General features: G+C 63.6%; 17 protein-coding genes. 11 read left to right on the top strand and 6 right to left on the bottom strand.

What is annotated here, in order from left to right; all coding sequences use genetic code 11:
- Nucleotides 1-275 precede the first annotated feature (275 nt).
- The 4 genes from cyoD to cyoA are packed head-to-tail and all read right to left on the bottom strand — an operon-like array spanning nt 276 to nt 4,268.
- Nucleotides 276-704, bottom strand: a complete 429-nt coding sequence (gene cyoD / locus NKJ13_RS10870) for a cytochrome o ubiquinol oxidase subunit IV (RefSeq protein WP_352736877.1) — start codon at nt 702-704, stop codon at nt 276-278.
- Nucleotides 701-1,339: a cytochrome o ubiquinol oxidase subunit III gene (cyoC, locus tag NKJ13_RS10865; RefSeq protein WP_352736875.1), complete on the bottom strand. Its 639-nt coding sequence runs from the start codon at nt 1,337-1,339 to the stop codon at nt 701-703. Before cyoC ends, cyoD begins: the two co-directional genes overlap by 4 nt.
- Entirely contained in the window at nt 1,336-3,342 is a 2,007-nt protein-coding gene (gene cyoB / locus NKJ13_RS10860; protein ID WP_352507029.1) for a cytochrome o ubiquinol oxidase subunit I, read from the bottom strand. Before cyoB ends, cyoC begins: the two co-directional genes overlap by 4 nt.
- Before the next feature lie 2 nt (nt 3,343-3,344).
- Nucleotides 3,345-4,268 (bottom strand): ubiquinol oxidase subunit II, encoded by a 924-nt coding sequence (gene cyoA / locus NKJ13_RS10855; RefSeq protein ID WP_352507028.1) that lies wholly within the window; start codon nt 4,266-4,268, stop codon nt 3,345-3,347.
- A gap of 633 nt (nt 4,269-4,901) precedes the next feature.
- On the opposite strand from cyoA, the gene NKJ13_RS10850 reads away from it, so the two are divergent.
- The 11 genes from NKJ13_RS10850 to NKJ13_RS10800 all read left to right on the top strand — a co-directional run bounded on the left by NKJ13_RS10850 (nt 4,902) and on the right by NKJ13_RS10800 (nt 17,038).
- Nucleotides 4,902-6,044, top strand: a complete 1,143-nt coding sequence (locus NKJ13_RS10850) for an extracellular solute-binding protein (RefSeq protein ID WP_352686285.1) — start codon at nt 4,902-4,904, stop codon at nt 6,042-6,044.
- Entirely contained in the window at nt 6,044-6,895 is an 852-nt protein-coding gene (locus NKJ13_RS10845) for an IclR family transcriptional regulator (RefSeq protein ID WP_352507026.1), read from the top strand. The genes NKJ13_RS10850 and NKJ13_RS10845 overlap by 1 nt, the downstream gene beginning before the upstream one ends.
- Before the next feature lie 23 nt (nt 6,896-6,918).
- Nucleotides 6,919-7,950: a sugar ABC transporter substrate-binding protein gene (locus NKJ13_RS10840; RefSeq protein WP_352507025.1), complete on the top strand. Its 1,032-nt coding sequence runs from the start codon at nt 6,919-6,921 to the stop codon at nt 7,948-7,950.
- A 141-nt stretch (nt 7,951-8,091) separates the two neighbouring features.
- Nucleotides 8,092-9,075, top strand: a complete 984-nt coding sequence (locus NKJ13_RS10835) for an ABC transporter permease (protein WP_352736873.1) — start codon at nt 8,092-8,094, stop codon at nt 9,073-9,075.
- Nucleotides 9,065-10,597 carry a sugar ABC transporter ATP-binding protein gene (locus tag NKJ13_RS10830; protein WP_352507023.1) on the top strand — a complete coding sequence of 511 codons (1,533 nt, stop codon included), beginning with the start codon at nt 9,065-9,067 and terminating at the stop codon, nt 10,595-10,597. Before NKJ13_RS10835 ends, NKJ13_RS10830 begins: the two co-directional genes overlap by 11 nt.
- A gap of 30 nt (nt 10,598-10,627) precedes the next feature.
- Nucleotides 10,628-11,623: an ABC transporter permease gene (locus tag NKJ13_RS10825; RefSeq protein ID WP_352736872.1), complete on the top strand. Its 996-nt coding sequence runs from the start codon at nt 10,628-10,630 to the stop codon at nt 11,621-11,623.
- A gap of 1 nt (nt 11,624) precedes the next feature.
- Nucleotides 11,625-12,410 (top strand): SDR family NAD(P)-dependent oxidoreductase, encoded by a 786-nt coding sequence (locus NKJ13_RS10820; protein ID WP_352507021.1) that lies wholly within the window; start codon nt 11,625-11,627, stop codon nt 12,408-12,410.
- A 17-nt stretch (nt 12,411-12,427) separates the two neighbouring features.
- A complete protein-coding gene (locus NKJ13_RS10815; protein ID WP_352507020.1) occupies nt 12,428-13,633 on the top strand; it encodes a CaiB/BaiF CoA transferase family protein in 1,206 nt (401 codons plus the stop codon).
- 2 nt (nt 13,634-13,635) lie between these two features.
- Nucleotides 13,636-14,421, top strand: a complete 786-nt coding sequence (locus NKJ13_RS10810; protein ID WP_352686292.1) for an enoyl-CoA hydratase/isomerase family protein — start codon at nt 13,636-13,638, stop codon at nt 14,419-14,421.
- A complete protein-coding gene (locus tag NKJ13_RS10805; RefSeq protein ID WP_352686295.1) occupies nt 14,418-16,193 on the top strand; it encodes a CoA-transferase in 1,776 nt (591 codons plus the stop codon). The genes NKJ13_RS10810 and NKJ13_RS10805 overlap by 4 nt, the downstream gene beginning before the upstream one ends.
- Before the next feature lie 11 nt (nt 16,194-16,204).
- Nucleotides 16,205-17,038, top strand: a complete 834-nt coding sequence (locus NKJ13_RS10800; protein WP_352736868.1) for an SMP-30/gluconolactonase/LRE family protein — start codon at nt 16,205-16,207, stop codon at nt 17,036-17,038.
- A 20-nt stretch (nt 17,039-17,058) separates the two neighbouring features.
- Here NKJ13_RS10800 and NKJ13_RS10795 read toward each other — a convergent pair whose 3' ends face one another.
- Both NKJ13_RS10795 and NKJ13_RS10790 read right to left on the bottom strand, forming a co-directional pair.
- Nucleotides 17,059-17,400, bottom strand: coding sequence for an antibiotic biosynthesis monooxygenase family protein (locus tag NKJ13_RS10795; protein WP_352736866.1), 342 nt, complete (start codon nt 17,398-17,400; stop codon nt 17,059-17,061).
- 169 nt (nt 17,401-17,569) lie between these two features.
- Nucleotides 17,570-18,064 carry an EF-hand domain-containing protein gene (locus NKJ13_RS10790; protein ID WP_352476969.1) on the bottom strand — a complete coding sequence of 165 codons (495 nt, stop codon included), beginning with the start codon at nt 18,062-18,064 and terminating at the stop codon, nt 17,570-17,572.
- Nucleotides 18,065-18,108: the final 44 nt, after the last annotated feature.

The raw sequence follows: 18,108 nt of genomic DNA, 5'->3' as shown, positions 1-18,108 counted from the left end.
TTCCGCGGCAATGCGTCCGAACCAAAAAACCCGTTGGCGCGGCGAATGTTCCGGCCAACGGCCGGCTGCGGGTTTGACCGGGTGGCTGCCCGGAGCTTCTTTCGGTCGACGTCGAGACGCTGCGTCCCGGCGAGAAGGCCGCCGTGGACGACGTGCTGAAGGAGGCCGCCCCACACGTCCTGGGAGACGCCGACCTCGTCGGCACATTCGAACGGGCTTGAGACCGGAGTTCGCTGTCGCATGAACTGCGGCCGATGGCCGGAATAATCGCTAAATCAGCGGTTCATGTTCATGATCGCGTTCATCGGCATCAAATTGTGGTCGAGATTGGCCATGATCCAGATCGAGCCGCCGATCACCAGAACTACGATCAGCACGCCGAAGGCAAGCGCCAGGGCGTTGTTGGTGTTGTCCGGTCCCGTCGTGATATGCAGGAAGAAGACGAGATGCACGCCCATCTGGGCGATCGCCAGCACGACCAGCGCCACCGGAACGCCGGGTGCCCATATCAGGTCGGTCCCGTGCAACCAGAACGAGGCGATGGTCAGCAGCGTTGCCAGCCCGAGGCCGATCACATAGCCACGTAGCCCGGATCCGACGTCGGTGTCGCCGAGGTATTCGTCACCCGGCGCCGTATCGATGTCGTAGCGCTCCAGGCCATGGGTGTCGCGCCGTTGCGCGTGGCGATCATCCGCATTGCTCATCGACTTGCTCCCAGGAGATAGACCACGGTGAACAGCGCGACCCAGATGATGTCGAGGGCGTGCCAGAACAGGCTGAAGCACATGAAACGCCGAAGAATATCGTCGCGGAATCCCTTGGCGAAGATCTGCGCCATCATCGTGAGCAGCCACAGCAGCCCCGCCGTGACGTGAAGGCCATGGCATCCCACCAGCGTGAAGAACGCCGACAGGAAAGCGCTGCGCGTCGGTCCGGCACCACTGGCAACCATATGCACGAACTCGCGCAACTCGAGCAGGATGAAGGTGGCGCCGAGCACGAAGGTGACAGTCATCGCGACATAGAACCAGGCGCTTCGCCGCGCTGTCACGGCAAGGCCGGCAAGACCGCAGGTAAAGCTCGACAACAGCAAAGCGGCCGTCTCGATCGCGACGTTGCGCAGGTCGAACAGCTCGGCCCCGCTTGGTCCGCCCGCCGTCTTGCCCGCCAGCACGGCATAGGCCGCGAAGAAGGCGGAGAACATCACGATGTCGCTCAGAAGGAAGATCCAGAAGCCATAGCCGACGACGATCCGGATCGGGGCCGGGCCGCCGGGTGCATGGCCGTGCCCGCCATGGATACGGTAAGGGTCACGCTCTCGAACGTCTATCGCGGTCATGGCCTTGGCCCCGTGTAGGTAGCCAGTGCCTCGCGGCGCGCGCTTCGGTTGGCGCGGTCGATCCGGGCGACTTCGGCGGCAGAAATGACGTATTCGGGTTTGTCGCGCCATGCGAATACGACGAAGGTAGCGAAAGCACCGAGCGCGCCGAGTGCCACCATCCACCAGATGTGCCAGATGAGAGCGAAACCCATCACGGTCGCAAAGAAGGCGCAGATGAACCCGGTGGGACTGTTGCGCGGCATCTCGATCGGCTCGTATTCAGGCTCGTCGCGCAGGCGGTTTTGCTCGCGTGCCCGCTGCTTGATGCTCCAGTAGGGCTCTTCGCCCTCGACGTGCGGAAGCGCGGCGAAGTTGAAGACCGGCGGCGGCGAGGGCGTGGCCCATTCCAGCGAGCGCCCGTCCCAGGGATCCCCTGTGGAATCTCGAAGCGCCGCACGCTGCCGGATGCTGACGACGAGCTGTATGATCTGCGCGACCACGCCGGCGGTGGTGATGATCATGCCGGCGCCCGCAACCAGCACCCAGGGATACCAGGCCGGCACGTCGAAATGCTGCATGCGGCGGGTCATGCCGAGCAGGCCGACGGCGTAGAGCGGCACGAAGGTGGCGTAGAACCCGATCAGCGTCAGCCAGAAGGCCAGCTTGCCCCAGCCCTCGTGCAGCCGGAAACCGAATGCCTTGGGAAACCAGTAGGTATATCCCGCGAAGGCGCCGAACAGCACGCCGCCGATGATGACGTTGTGGAAATGCGCCACCAGGAACAGGCTGTTGTGGAGCAGGAAATCGGCCGGCGGCACCGCCAGCAACACGCCCGTCATGCCGCCGATGACGAACGTCACCATGAAGCCCAGCGACCACAGCATTGGGGTCGCGAAGCGGATGCGGCCACCATACATGGTGAACATCCAGTTGTAGATCTTCACGCCGGTACCGACAGCGATGATGCTGGTGGCGATGCCGAACGCAGCGTTGACGTCGGCGCCGGCGCCCATCGTGAAGAAGTGGTGCAGCCACACCATGAAGGAAACGATGCAGATGAAGAGTGTCGCGGCCACCATCGAGCGGTAGCCGAACAGCGGCTTGCTGGAGAAGGTGGAGATGACCTCCGAGAAGATGCCGAACGCCGGCAGGACGAGGATGTAAACCTCGGGATGGCCCCAGGCCCAGATCAGGTTCACGAACATCAGCATGTTGCCGCCGGCTTCGTTGGTGAAGAAATGAAAGCCGAAATAGCGGTCGAGCGTCAGCATCGCGAGCGTGGCTGTGAGGATCGGGAACGCGGCGACGATGAGCAGGCTGGCGGCGAGCGAAGTCCAGCAGAACATCGACATCCTGAGATAACTCATGCCGGGCGCCCGCATCTTCAGGATCGTGGTGACGAAATTGATGCCGGTGAGCAGCGTTCCGACACCCGCTATCTGCACCGCCCACAGATAGTAATCGACACCGACGCCCGGCGAGTAGGCGGTCTCGCTGAGCGGCGGATAGGGCAGCCATCCGGTGCGCGCAAACTCGCCGATCACCAGCGAGATGTTGACCAGCAGCGCGCCGGTGGCGGTGAGCCACAAACTCACCGAGTTGAGCGTTGGAAAGGCAACGTCGCGGACGCCGAGCTGCAGCGGCACGACCAGGTTCATCAGGCCGATGACGAACGGCATCGCCCCGAAAAAGATCATGATGGTACCGTGGGCCGAAAAGACCTGATTGAAGTGGTCGGGCGGCAGATAGCCGGGCGCCTGGAACGCGAGGGCCTGCTGGGACCGCATCATGACGGCGTCGCTGAAGCCGCGCAGCAACATCAGCAGCGCCAGCAGCACGTACATCACGCCAATCCGCTTGTGATCGACGCTGGTGATCCATTCGCGCCACAGATAGGGAAAATGGCCGGCCAGGAAGACCCAGGCCAGCACGCCGAGGATTGCCAGGGCGACGACCGCCGAGGCGATCATCGGCAGAGGCTGATCGAACGGAATGACGTCCCAGCTCAATTTTCCGAGCATTGTCAGCCTCCTGTCTTGGACGATACGCTCGGCTCGGCGCGACCGGCCTGGGGACCGGGCGCGGGCGGAACGCCCTGCGTCGCGATTTCATGGAAAAGGTCCGGCTCGACCGAGCGATAGGTCGAAGGCGGCACGTTGATGCTCTGTCTGGCTAGTTCCTGGTAGCTGACCTTGTCGAGTGCCTGTCCCTGGCTTCGCGCCGAATTGACGAACGCGTCGAAGGCATCCGCTGCGACGGCATGCAGCACGAATTGCATGCCTGGAAAACCGTCGCCGCTGAAATGGGCCGACCGCCCATAGAATTCGCCGGGCTGATCCGCCTGCAGGTGAAGCTGCGTCGTCATGCCGTTCATCGTATAGATCATGCCGCCGAGCTGAGGCACGAAGAACGCATTCATGACGCTTGCCGAGGTGAGCGAGAAATGCACCGGCCTGCCCGCCGGCACCACAAGCTGGTTGATGCTCGCGACATTCTGCTCGGGGTAGATGAACAGCCATTTCCAGTCGAGCGAGACGACCTGCACCTCGAGCGGCTTTTGCTGGGAATCCAGCGGCTTTATTGGATCGAGGTCATGCGACCCGATCCAGATGATGCCGCTCAAAAACAGGATGACGAGGATGGGGATCGACCAGACCACCAGTTCGATGCGCCCGGAATAGGCCCATCCCGGCAGGTACTGCGCCCTTGTGTTGGTTTCCCGGAACCACCAGGCAAAACCGAGTGTCGCCAGGATCGTCGGGATGACGATGGCCAGCATGATGGCGACCGAATTGAGCAGGATCGTCCGCTGCGCGGCGCCGACTGGTCCTTGCGGGTCGAGTACGCCGCCCTGGCAGCCGGCAAGCAGCGCGGCCAGCAGCATCGTCGCGCCGACGCGGCCAACACGGATGGCCGCACAATTTCGAACGATCGCCCTCAGCAACATGAGATCTCGCCGTGTCCTGAAAACCGATTGAACGTTGCAGGCAGCGTGGCTGCCAACCCCGAATGTGCGCGCCGGTGTGCTCCTGGCGACAGTTTCTTCACGCACGGGGCCCCGGCTCGCAGAACCACATGCGGCGGATGTCATCGTTAAGCGGTCGACCTGTCGAGAACCCCTCCAAATCCTAAAAACCAGCGGCAAATCCCAAGCAACCAGAGCCAAATCCTAAGAAAACCAGAACCAAATCCCTAAGAAACCAGAAACAGTATCCAGATCGAAGTTATCGCCAGAAACGTGGCGAATGCCAAGGCGGCAAACCGATTCATGGCCGCGCCCATGGTTGGTCCATTTAGTCCGCTCCCTGCGACGTGGCTGCTGAATCCAGTGATGCTGCTCTGGAGGGCTGCGCCAACCGAACGAATGTTCGTCGCGAAAGTTCCCAAAAACCTAGATCCACCGCAGCCTTTGGTTGCAGCGCAGAGCAGCAACGCGATGCGAACCATGGGCGGCTGGGCGGCTTTCTGCCAAACCGGAAGGAGTTCGGCTTTGCGTATGTAAAAACTACTTGTGTAGGTGAAAATAGTTGCTACTAATCAGCTGGGCCGGCGCATGGGCGGCTCTGGGAGGAATTTCGGCATGACAAGACTGCGCGGCCTCGCGTGGGATCACCGACGCTGCTGGGGTCCGCTCGAGGCCAGCATCGGGCCGTATTGCGCCGCCAATCCCGGTCTTGAGATCGAATGGGACCGCCGCAGCCTCTATGAGTTCGGCGAGGGCGCGCTTGGTCCGGTGCTCGGCGCCTATGATCTTGTCGTGTTCGATCATCCGTTCATCGGCGATATTGCCGAAGGCGGGCTGATGGTGCCGTTCGATTTGTCGGCTGAGCAGCGCCGCGGCTTCGAACGGGATTCGGTCGGCGCATCCTGGCAATCCTACGCGAGGGACGGGCGCCAATGGGCGTTGCCAATCGATGCTGCCTGCCAGGTTGCCTCGTATCGCCCTGATCTACTGGAGCGCTACGGTTCGTTGCCGCACAGCCATGATGACGTGCTGGAGCTCGGCCGGCGCGCCTTGAAGGACGGCAAATGGCTTGGGCTGCCGTTGGTGCCGACTGACGCCATGTGCCTGCTTTTGACGCTGGGTGAGCCCCGCGAAGACGGCGACGAGTTCATTGCTGGGGAAAAAATCGAGCAGGCCGTCGGGCAGTTGCGCCAGCTTGCGGCGCTGTCGCACCCGAACTCGCCGAAATGGAACCCGATCCGCTGCTACGATCATATGATCGCGCATGACGACGTGGTCTACGTGCCGTTCGCCTTCGGCTATGTGAACTACGCCTCCAGGGCAGACAGGCCGTATCTGCGCTTCGCCGACGTGCCGACACCGCGATCCGCCGGCGCCTTGCTCGGCGGTGCCGGCATCGGCGTCAGCGCTCAATCGAAACACAAGCAGGCAGCCATCGATTACGCGCTGTTTCTGTGCTCGCCCGGCTATCAGCGCGGCGACTACGTGAAATCCGGCGGACAGCCGGGATCGCTGGCGGCGTGGCAGGATGCCGAGGTCAACGCTCTCTCAGGCGGCTTCTTCGCCTCGACGCTGGCGACGATCGAAGCTTCCTATCTGCGCCCGACCCATCCGGGCTTCATCAGCTTCTTCCGCCAATGCGCCCCTCACGCCGCGGCGGCCATCACCGGCGAATTGCCGGCGGCGGAGCTCGCGGACCGGCTGAACCGGCTCTATCGCGAGACCAGGCATGGCCAGCCGCAACGGAGCGTCGCGTAATGGCCACCGATATTGCCCAGATCGTCGACGAAGGCGAAAGCGGCCGCAACGGCTACCGCGTGCCCGCTGTGGAGAAGGCGCTCGACATACTGGAATTCATGGCTGCCAGCGGCGAGCCGCTGACCCAGACCGAGATCGCCACCGGAATGGGGCGCTCCATTCACGAGATCTACCGCATCCTGCTGCTGCTGGAGAAGCGCGGCTACATTTTCCGGACGCAATCGGACCGCTTCCGCCTGTCGCTGAAGCTGTTCGAACTGGCGCATATGCATCCCCCGGTGAACCGCCTGGTCGAATGCGCGCTGCCGGTGATGCGCGGCCTGGCCGCCAATGCCGACCAGAGCTGCCATCTGGTCGTCCGCGAAGGCGAGAGCGCACTGGTCGTGCTGCAGATCGATTCGCCTTTGCCGATGCGTTATTCGGTTGCCCTTGGCTCGCATTTCCCGATCCTCGAAACGAGTTCCGGCGCGGTGCTGCTGGCGCATTCTGGCCGCGCCGAGCGCGACCGCATCGTCGAGCGGATCGTCGCTGCAGGCGAAGGCCAAGGCAGCCGGGCGGAAATCGAAGCGCGGCTGAACGAAGTCGCAAGGCTCGGCTATGAAATGCGCGCCTCGCTGGCTGTCGAGGGCTGCATCAACATCTCGACGCCGGTGCGCGACCATACCGGCGCAGTCATTGCCGCGCTCACCGTCCCGTTCCTGCCGCAAAAGGCCGCGCGCTTCGATCGCAGCACCGTCTTTGAGCGGACTAAGGCGGCGGCCGAGACGATATCGGCGGCGATGGGCGCGGGCGAAGCTGCCGCCTCTTCACGTGCCGACCCGGAACGGCGGGACTATCCGTTCAGCAACTGACAAGAAATACAGGGAGAAGAAACATGAACTGGTCCAAATCGATGCTGTTTGCCTCGGCGGCCGTGCTGGCTCTGAGCGGCGCCGCGGCACAGGCCGAAAACATGCCGAAGCGCATCGGCTACGTCACCAACTACGCCACGCATGAGTGGTATCAGAACGTCATCAAGGGTATGCAGGCCCGCGCCAAGGAACTCGGTATCGAGCTCGAGGTGCAGGACGCCAATCTGGACGTCGCCAAGGAGGTCTCCGCCGCCGAAGATTTCATGGCCAAGGGCGTCGACGTCCTGATCATCACGCCCGTCAACGAGGAAGGCGTCGTGCCGCTGCTGCGCCAGGCGAAATCCAACAACGTTCCGGTCGTGCTCGAAGGCAATCCGGTTAAGGGCATGACCACAATGGTCGCGATCTGCGACTACGACACCGGCTACACCGCCGGCGTCGAAGCCGGCAAATACGCCAAGGAAAAGCTCGAAGGCAAAGCCAAGGTGATGAATGTCGGCCTGCCGCTGCTGTCCGCCACCGTCCTGCGGTCGCAGGGTTTCATGGACGGCCTGAAGACCATCATCCCCGACGCGGTCATGGTCCACGACCTCGACGGCGGCGGCAATCCCGATCGCGCACTCGAAGTCTCTTCGGCGGCTCTTGCCAAGAATGCCGACATCAACATCATCTACGGCATCAACGATTCCTCCTCGCTCGGCGGCCTTCAGGCCTGGAAAGCGGCCGGCAAGCCGCAGGACGGCCTGTTGACTGTCGGCACCGGTGGCGAAGGCCTCGCCTTCATCAATGCGATGCAGAACGAGCCGTCCTACCGGATCGAGGCCGCGATGTTCCCGGAAAAGGAAGGCTACACCGCCATCGATGCAGCGGTTAAGCTCTTCAACGGCGAAGAGGTGCCGGAACACATCGTCAGCCCGACCGCGCCGATGAACGGTGACGCCTGGAAGAAGTTCTACGACTACGATGGCACCACACGCAAAATCAAATGGGATGCCGTCAATTCGCTTCAGCCACCGGAAAAATGCATGAAAACTTCCGCCGATCTGAAGAAGTAAGGATTCCGGGTAGCCCTTCCCGCACGGCGGGAAGGGCAGCGGATCGGATATGCCGACGGAAAAACAGGGCAACCGTCCTGTTTTGGCCCGCAGGTTTCCAAACGGCGACGGCACCGATACGGGCCCGGAAATGAAATGGACATGAGCGAGCTTACGCAATCCTCTGCGCCAAGGCGTTTCATCGGCGGCCAGCTGCTGGGCAGCAGCCAGCTGGTGCTCGGCGTGATCCTGGCCGTGCTCTGCATCGCCATGTCGATTGCGGCGCCGCAATTCTATTCCGAGGCCAACATCATCGCCATCCTGCGCCAATGCGCGCTGGTGCTGATCGTTGCCTCCGGCATGACGATGCTGATCATCACCGCGGAAGTCGACCTGTCGGTCGGTGCATCGCTGGCTTTTGTCGGCTGTATCGGCATGGCCGTGCTCAATTCAACACACAGCCTGACGCTCGGCCTGCTGGCGGCACTCGCCTTTTCAGGCGCGGTCGGCCTGTTCAACGGGCTGGTCGTCACCATGCTCAAGGTGAACTCGCTGATCGCCACCATCGGCACCATGATGATGCTGCAGGGCGGCGTCTATCTGTTCACCCGCGAGGCGGTGCAGAACCACCACCGACTTGCCGGCTTCACCGATCTCGGCGCCGGCTATATCGGCGCGATCCCGCTGCCCGTGGTCGTTGCCGCGGTGATTTTCGCGCTGGCCGCGGCAACGCTGCGCTTCACCACGCTCGGCCGTTATCTCTACGCTGTCGGCGCCAACGAGCGCGCGGTTCGTCTCTCCGGCGTGCGCTCGCAACGCTTAAAACTCTTCGCCTTCGTCGTCACCGGCCTCTGCGTCGGCATTGCCGGCATGATCCTGTCGTCGCTGATGAATGCCGGCCAGCCGACCGCCGGCCGCGGCTTCGAGCTGACGGTGATTGCCGCCGTCATCCTCGGCGGCACCAGCCTGCTTGGCGGCCGCGGCTCGCTGCTTGGCACGTTGCTGGGCGTGCTGGTGCTGAAGGTCATCGACAACGGCATCATCATCCTCGGCTGGAACCAGGATCTGCAGCTGGTGGTGCCCGGAATCGTCATCATCCTGGCGACCTATCTCGACATCGTGCGGAACAGAGCCAATGTCGGTTGATTTCCTTCACCCCGCCGAAACCGTGGCTGTCGATAAAAGCGTGCCGGCGCTGGAGATGCGCGGCATCGGCAAGCGCTTTCCCGGCGTGGTGGCGCTGGATAACGTCGATCTGACCCTGGAACCCGGCAAGATCCATGCATTGATGGGCGAGAACGGCGCCGGCAAGTCGACGCTGATCAAGATCATGGCCGGGGTCTACGGCAAGGATGCCGGCACCATTCGCCTGCGCGGCCGCGAGGCCGACATCAAGTCGCCGCGCGACAGCCTGAAAGAGGGCATCAAGGTGGTGTTCCAGGAGATCGCGCTGATCGCCGAATTCAGCGTCGCCGAGAACATCTTCCTCGAAGGCTATCCGACCGGCAAAGGCGGGTCGATCGACTGGAAGAAGATCCGTGCCGATGCGGCCGCCCTGTTCAAGCGTATCGGCTTCAACGTCGACCCGGCGGCGCGCACGGGATCGCTGCCGGTCAGCCAGCAGCAGATGGTCGAGATCGCCCGCGCACTCGCCCATGAAGCACGCGTCGTGGTGATGGACGAGCCGACCTCCTCGCTGACGCCGAACGAGGTCTCGCTGCTGTTCACCGTCATTCGCCGGCTCGCCGCGCTCGGCATCGCCGTGCTCTATGTCAGCCACAAGCTCGACGAGGTCTTCGAGATCGCCGACACCGTGACCGTATTGCGCGACGGCCGCCACGTCTCGACCAGGCCGATCGGCGAGCACACCAACGATACGCTGATCCAGGACATGATCGGCCGGCGCATCGAAAACCTGTTCCCGCGCAAGCGCGGTGCACCAGGCAGCAAGGTCGCCCTTTCCGTGCAAGGACTTAGCACGGCTAAGAAGCTGAAGGACGTGTCGTTCGAAGCGCATGCCGGCGAAGTCCTCGGCTTCTTCGGCTTGATGGGGGCGGGTCGGACCGAGCTCGCCAAGGCGATTGTCGGCTTCGATCCGATCACCTCCGGCACTATTTCGGTCGATGGCAGCCCGCTGCTGCCGCACGACACGCACACCGGCGTCCGGCTCGGCATCGGCCTGCTCACCGAAGACCGCAAGAGCGAAGGGCTGATGGGCGAGCTGCCGGTCTACCAGAACGCCAGCCTCGCCTCGCTCGGTGCCTTCGCCAGGATGGGCTTCGTCGATAAGGCAAGCGAACGCAAAGCGGTGCAGGACTATGTCGACCGTTTCCGCATCAGGACGCCCAGCTTGTTCCAGCAGGTCAAGAACCTGTCGGGCGGCAATCAGCAGAAAGTGCTGATCTCGCGCTGGCTGATGCGCGGTCTCAAGGTGATCGTCGTCGACGAACCGACCCGCGGCATCGACGTCGGCGCCAAGTCGGAGATTTTTGCGCTCATCGACCGGCTCGCCGGCGAAGGCCTGGCGGTCGTCATGATGACGTCCGAAATGCCCGAGCTGCTGGGGCTTGCCGACCGCATCGCGGTGATGTGCGAAGGCCGCCTCACCGCTATCATGTCCCGCGACGAGGCCACGCAGGAGAACATCCTCAATGCGGCGATCGGCTAAGACGATGACGCCTCGGAACGGGACCAAGTGATGAGCCTGGCAGGCACCGACACGATGAAAGCTGGGCCGTCCATGCTGGCGCGGCTCGTCGCACGGCAGGAAGTGGCATTGCTCCTCTGCCTCATCCTGGTGATCGCGTTCTTTTCCTTCACCGCCGAGAATTTCTTCTCTGTGCGCAACATCACCAATGTGCTCGGTCAGGCTTCGCTAGCACTGACAGCCGGCATAGGCTGCGCCATCGTCTTCATCTCCGGCGAGGTCGACATCTCGATCGGGTCGCTGCTGGCGACCATCGCGCTGCCGCTGATCATCATCATGAACGACACCAACTCGCTTGTGCTCGGCATCAGCGGTGCGCTGCTGTTCGGGCTGATCATCGGCGTCGTGAATGGTTATCTGACGGCCTATGCCGGCATCAACTCGCTGATCGTGACCCTGGGCACGATGTTCATCATGCGCGGCGGTGTCTACCTCTACACCGGCCAGCGCGCCATCCCCGACGATGCAGCGCTCGACAGCTTCATCGCGCTGTCGGACGGTCGCCTGTTCAACGTCGTTCCCTATTCGGCTGTCATTGCCCTCGTTCTGCTCGCCGTCTTCGCCTACGTGATGCAGCACCGGCCGTTCGGGCGGCAGATCTATGCCGTCGGCGGCAATCCGGAAGCAGCGCGGCTGGCAGGCTACGACGTGCGCCGCGTCAAGTTCATCTGCTTCATCATCAGCGCGCTGCTGGCAACGGTAGCCGGCATTATCCTGGCCGCCCGCGTCGGCTCGGCGCAGCATACGGCTGGGCTGAATTTCGAGTTCCAGGTCGTCGCCGCCACCGTGCTCGGCGGGGTGAGCCTTGCCGGCGGCATCGGCAGCCTGACCGGCATGGCGCTCGGCGTGTTGATCCTGCAGTTCCTGTCCAACGGGCTGCGCGGGCTCGGCCTGCCGACCGAATGGCAATTGGTCATCACCGGCATGATCATCATTGCCGCCGTCGCTTTCGACGAAGCGAAGCGCCGGCGCGCCATTGGAGTCTGACATGGATCGTCTCAAAGGGAAAACCGCAATCGTCACCGGCGCCGCCGACGGCATCGGCCATGCGATCAGCGAGGCAATGGCGCGTGAGGGCGCGCACGTCTTCCTCGGCGACATCGATGATGAGAAGGGCGAAAAATTCGCAGCCGAGCTGCGCGCCGCCGGCCACCGCGCTGACTACATCCATTGCGACGTGGCGGAGGAGGCCGACATCGCCGCCCTGGTAGACGGCGCCGTCGGCAAAACCGGCCATCTCGACATTCTGGTCAACAATGCCGCCATCGCCATCGGCGGCATGCCGGTCCATGAGATGACCGACGAGCAGTGGCACCGGCTGATCGCAGTCAACCTGACCAGCGTGTTCCGCGGCTGCAAATATGCGCTGCCGCATATGATCGCGCAGAAATCGGGCTCGATCATCAACATGGCCTCGGCGCAAGGTCATATCGGGCTCGACGGCTGGACCGCCTATGCCGGCGCCAAAGGTGCGGTGATGGCGATGACGCGTCAGATGGCGGTCGAGTTCGGCCCGCTCAACATCCGCGTCAACTCGATCTCGCCCGGAACCATCAACACGCCGATGAACGACAAACTGATCAAGGAGATCGGCGGCAATCTCGCCAAGGCCTGGGTGAAAATGCATCCGCTCGGTCGCATCGGCAAACCGTCCGAAGTGGCAGAAGCCGCCGTCTATCTCGCCTCCGACGCCGCCGGCTTCACCACCGGTACCGACCTGCGCGTCGACGGCGGCCTCACCGCGGCACCCCGCTACGTACCCGACCTGCTTTGACAACCAATGAGACAAAAATGAACAAGGCCCTCGAAGGCGTCCGCATCCTCGATTTCAGCCATCTGCTGCAGGGGCCGTTCGCCACGCAGCTGCTCGGCGACATGGGCGCCGACGTCATCAAGATCGAGCGTTCAGGCGCCGGCGACATGTTCCGCGGCATGACCTTCTTCGCCAAATGGGTCGGCGGCTCCGAAAGCCCGAATTTCCTCGCTTGGAACCGCAACAAGCGCTCCATCGCGCTCAACCTGAAAAGCCGCAAGGTGCATGCCATCATCATGGACATGGCTGAGAAGGCCGATGTGGTGGTGCAGAATTTCCGCCCCGGCGTGCTCGCCAGGCTCGGCTATGGCTACGAGGATTTCAGGGCGGTCAATCCCGCCATCATCTATTGCTCGGGTTCCGGCTATGGCGAGGAGGGCCCCTACGTTGAGCGCCCCGGCCAGGACATGCTGATCCAGGGATTGTCCGGGCTGATCTCCAACACCGGCCGCGGCGATCAGGCTCCTGTTCCGGCCGGTGCCGGCCTGGCCGACCAGATCGGCGCCATGAACATGGTCTACGGCATCCTGTCGGCGCTCTACTATCGCGAGAAGACCGGCAAGGGCCAGAAGATCGAGGTCAATCTGCTCGCCGGCATGCTGGCGCATCTCAATCAGGAATATGTCGCCGTGCTCAATCTCGGTGAGGATTTCGTGCGCCCGAATTCCGGCATCGGCCACCCCGGCATGCAGGCGCCGTTCGGTGTCTATGAAGCGAAGGACGGCGGCTATGTGTCGATCGCCATGAGCCCGTTCAAGACGCTGTACGAAGTGCTGGAGGCGCCGCAGCTTGCCGTCTACGACGATCTGAAGACCCTGTTCGACAGGCGCGACGAGGTGTTCGACAAGGTCAACGCCGAAACCAGGAAGTTTGCCACGCAGGACCTGCTGGCGCGGCTGCTCGCAGCCGACATCTGGTGCGCCGAGGTGAAGGACATAAGGCGCGCAGCCGAGGACCCGCAGGTTAAGCACCTGGGCATGATCACCAGCTACGATCATCCGCGCGGCGGCAAGGTCAGGGTGGTCGCGCCGGCTGTCAAGATGAGCGAGACGCCGGCTACCATAGAGCGGCCGGCGCCGCTGGTCGGCCAGCATGGCCGCGAGATACTGGCCGAGTTCGGCCTCTCCAGCGGCGAGATTGCAGCGCTTGAGGCGTCCGGCGATATGACCGTGGATGCTGCCTGACGATGAGCGTTTACCAGACACTCAGCTTGGAAATATCCGGGCGCGTCGCAGTCGTCACCTTCCGGCGCGCCGATCAGCTCAACGCCATGAACCGGCTGATGCAAAGCGAGATCACCGAGGTTTTCGAGGCGCTGTCGCAGGATGACGGCGTCGGCGCGATCGTAGTGACCGGCGAGGGGCGCGGCTTCATGGCCGGCGCCGACATCAAGGAATACGCTGCCCAGACAGCTATCGAGTTCGACGCCTTCCAGGCCGCCGGCACGCGCATGTATGCGGCAGTCGAGAACAACCGCAAGCCGGTCATCGCCGCGGTCAACGGCTTTGCGCTCGGCGGCGGCATGGAGCTGGTGCTGTGCTGCGACATCGTCATCGCCAACCAGTTCGCGAAGCTCGGCCTGCCCGAGATCAAGCTCGGGCTGGTCCCGGGCGGCGGCGGCACGCAGCGCAGCGTCCAGAAGCTCGGCCGCAACCGCTCCAACCTTTTGCTGATGACCGGCGCCATCGTGCCGGCTTCCGAGCTCGTCGCCGCCGGGCTGGTCAACGAGGTCGTCGACGCCGAAAAGCTGATGCCACGGGCGCTGGAACTCGCCGGCATGATAGCCGCCGAACCGGCTGCCGCGATCGAGGCATTGAAGGCGCTGACGGCGCACGCCGTGTCGGGCGACTTGGCGGAAGGCCTTGCCATGGAGCGCGACGTACTGGGCGGGCTTTATCGTAGCGAGACCGGCCAGCAGCGGGTGAAGGCGTTCGCCGAAAAAAGCGCCGCGCGGGCGAAGGCTGGGCAATGACGTCCCTGGTCAAGCAAAACCGGCCGCGCTTCACCGATGTCGAGGGCCTGGCCGCGATGGTCGGCGGCGGCGACGTCTTCGGTGTCGGTGGCCATCATTTTGCCCGGCTGCCGATCGCCCTGCTGCGGGCCATCGCCCGCTTGGGCGTCAAGGATCTTCGCTATGTCTGCTGGGCCGGCGGCCTGCCGCTCGAACTGCTTCTCGAAGCGAATGCCGTGGCGGCGGTCGATATCTGCTTTTCCAGCCTCGATATTTTTGGCTTGCCGCCGCGCTTCCGCGCGGCCGCCGAGACCAATGCCGTGCCGGTCCGCGACTGGACGGCGCTGGCTATGATCCAGGCGCTGCGGGCGGGGCAGCAGAACCTGCCGTCGATGCCGTTTCAGCTTCCGGAGGGTTCGGACATGCTGGCGCGCGTGCCGGGTGCGATCGCCGCGCCCGATCCGATCGCGGGAATTACGACCGGGATCATCCCGGCCTTGCGGCTCGATACGTTCGTCGTCCATGCCCAGCGTGCCGACGAGAGCGGCAATGTCCAGATCATCGGACCACGGGCGCTGGATTTCGCCATGGCCGGCGCGGCGCGCCAGGTGCTGGTGACGGTCGAGGAGATCGTCCCGGTCGGAGCGCTGCGGCATGATGGTCGGCAGAGCATTTTGACCCGCAACCGGGTGTCGGCGATCGCGCTGGCAGCAGGCGGCGCCTATCCCGCCTCCTGCCTGCCATTCTATGTGACGGATTATCAAGCGTTGGCGGGGGCGTTCGCGGCCAAGGAAATACCTTTGTCGGACAGCCTGGGCATGCCTTCGGAAGGCGTGCCGGAGCGGGTTCAAGATGCTGCAAAAGTCGGCGCTGAAACAGTCCTCGCAATGCCCAGGCTCGTGCACGGCAACAAGGAGGCGTCCATCGACGAGATCATCGCCGCCCGCATCGCCGCTGAGCTCGACAATGAGAGCTTTGCCAGTGCCGGCGCGGTGTCGCCGCTCGCCAATGTCGCCTACCGGCTGGCCAAAGCGACGCACGCGCCGGACATGATCATCGCTACCATGAGTTGCGGTCATCTCGACATAGCACCGAGCCCGATGATCCTGTCGCTGATCGAAAGCCTCGATTGCGAGACGGCGGTGGCGCATGCCGGCGGCGACGACACCTATTCGACCTACTATCAGGCCGGCGCGGTGACGCATGAGATCGTCGGTGCCGCGCAGGTCGACCGCCGTGGGCGCGTCAACACCATTGCGCTGCGCAAGCGTGACGGCAGCCTTATCCGGCTGCCCGGGCAAGGCGGCATGGCCGACGTCGCCAACATGCATCGCGATTATCTGCTCTACGTCCCCCGCCATTCCGTGCAGTCGCTGGTCGAGACGGTCGAGATTGCCAGCTCGGCGCGCGGCCTGTTGACTGAGGCCGAACGCGAGCCGATGGGCTATCGGACCGGCGCGGCATTGGTGTTCACCGACCTTTGCGTGTTTCGGCTCGACGGGGAGAGCCGGCAATTGGCCGTCATCGAAACCAGGCCGGGCGTGACGCGCCAGCAGCTCCAGGATGCCACCGGCTTTGCCCTGACATTCGATGCCGATTGCCGCGAACTTGCGCTACCCTCGAACGAGACGCTCGACATCCTGCGAAACCGCATCGACCCGCTCGGTCTGCGGCGCCTCGAATTCGTCAGCGCGAGGGAGCGCAGCGCCCTGATCGCCGAGATCCTCGCCACCGACCGGCGGATGGTCGAGCGCTGCATCGCCGCACAGCGGTCGCATACTGCACCGGATTGAAGGGGGTGCGCATGGCAAAGCCGTTGCTCGAAATGTCGGCCGCGAGGGTCTTCTTCGATGGCATCTTCACCAGCCCGCGCGTCGCGCATCCGGAAGGCGTGGCGATCCATCGCGACGGCTCGATCTGGTGCGGCACCGAAACCGGCGACCTGCTGCGCTTGGCCGCCGATGGCGGCTCGGTCGAACGCATGGGCGGCACGGAAGGCTTTCTGCTTGGCATCGCGTTCGATAGCGCAGGCAACTGCTTTGCTTGCGATCTCAGACATGCGGCGGTCTTTCGCTGGGATGCCGCGGTGGCCGAGATGCAACGCTTCGCTTCGGCCGGCATCCGCGTGCCGAATTATCCGATCGTCGACGAGGCGCGCGGCTGGCTCTATGTCTCCGATAGCCTCGGCGAAGACAACCGTTCCGGTATCTTCCGCTATGATCTGAAGACCGGCGAAGGCGGCCTGTGGTGCCGCGAGGCCATGGCCTTCGCCAACGGCATGGCGTTGGCGCCGGATGGCAATGGGCTTTACGTCGTGGAAAGCCACGCGGCCTGCGTCAGCTATGTGCCGATCCGTGCCGACGGCACGGCAGGACCTCGCCAGCTCGTCGTGGACGGCGTGAACAACGTCCCCGATGGCGTCGCCGTGGCGCCGGACGGTTCGCTGTTCATCTCGTGCTACGAGCCGAGCCGCATCTATCGCTGGCGACAGAATAGCGGGCTCGAGGTGCTGATCGAGGATCCGGCGGCAACCACGCTCGCCCATCCCACCAACATCGCCTTCAAGGGCGACAAGCTCTACACCGCAAATCTCGGCCGCTGGCACATTACCGAAATCGACTTGACGGCGATTCCATAGATCTGGGCAGCGGCGCCGCCCTATGCCAGGCGGCCATGACTGGAGCGGATGCGCAGCACCTGCACCCTCGACGGCAGCTCGATCAGGAACTCTTCGTCACGCTCCAGATGGTGGATCCTCGTCGGATCGCCGCCGGTGAACGCCGCCATCGCCTCGACATTTTCCCAATAGGAGATCGTCACGAATTCCGAATGGCTCGGCGTGTCCTCGCGAAAGGTCTGCACGCCAAGTGCCTTCTCGATCAGCGGCTTGATGCCGGCTTCGTAATTGTAACTCTCGTAGGCATCCGCCTTTTCAGGCACGGTTCTGCCGCGCCAGATACGGGCGATGGTCGGAGTTTTCTCCGTAATTTTCTCTGTCATGGCAACGAATCCCTGCTGGTCTGATTGGTCCGCCGGCGTTCGAAGGCCAGCCAAGGAACGGATCTCCCTGGCTGGCAGCCTGGTATCCCATTGCCAGCGACTTTTCATCTTCCCCGGCCGACATAGGTGGCGCTGCCCGGATAGGCCTCCTTGCCGACCGGTGGGAGACTTACTCCTGATCCTCGGCGCCGCCTCCGTGAAAGAAGGACCGGATTTCCTGCATGTCGACGCTGCCGTCACCGTCCTCATCGACGGCGTTGAATATCCGCCCGACGAAATCCTGGACTTCGGTCTGGGAAAGCGCGCCATCGCCGTCCGCATCGACTATGGCGAACATCATTCGCATCCTCGCGCCATGCATCCCGCGTCCCATGCCGCCGCGGCCTCCCGTCTCCCAATCTCGGTCAGGCGGGCCCATCCTGTAGTCGTGATGCCAGCGGTCGCGACCGCGCCGTTCCGCCCGGGGCGCGCGATCCTCTTGCATTCTCTCCTCCAGCATCTCGGTCATCATCTGGCGCATCATATCGCGCATGGCATCCTGGCTCTGCCCGCTCATTCCGGGCGCCGGAGCTGCGGGCGCGGGCGGGCTCGTCTGGCCGAATGCCGGCGCGGCCAACATAGCCAGCGCCGCGGCAACTACAGTGGTTTTGCTTGCGAGCGTCATCGTAATCTCCATCGGTATGAATTGGTGGCTGCTGCATCCAAGCC

Source organism: Mesorhizobium sp. M0174 (assembly GCF_040322275.1).
Taxonomy (GTDB): domain Bacteria; phylum Pseudomonadota; class Alphaproteobacteria; order Rhizobiales; family Rhizobiaceae; genus Mesorhizobium.
Note: the sequence above shows the minus strand (reverse complement) of the source record. Positions and strands in the feature narration are given on the sequence as shown.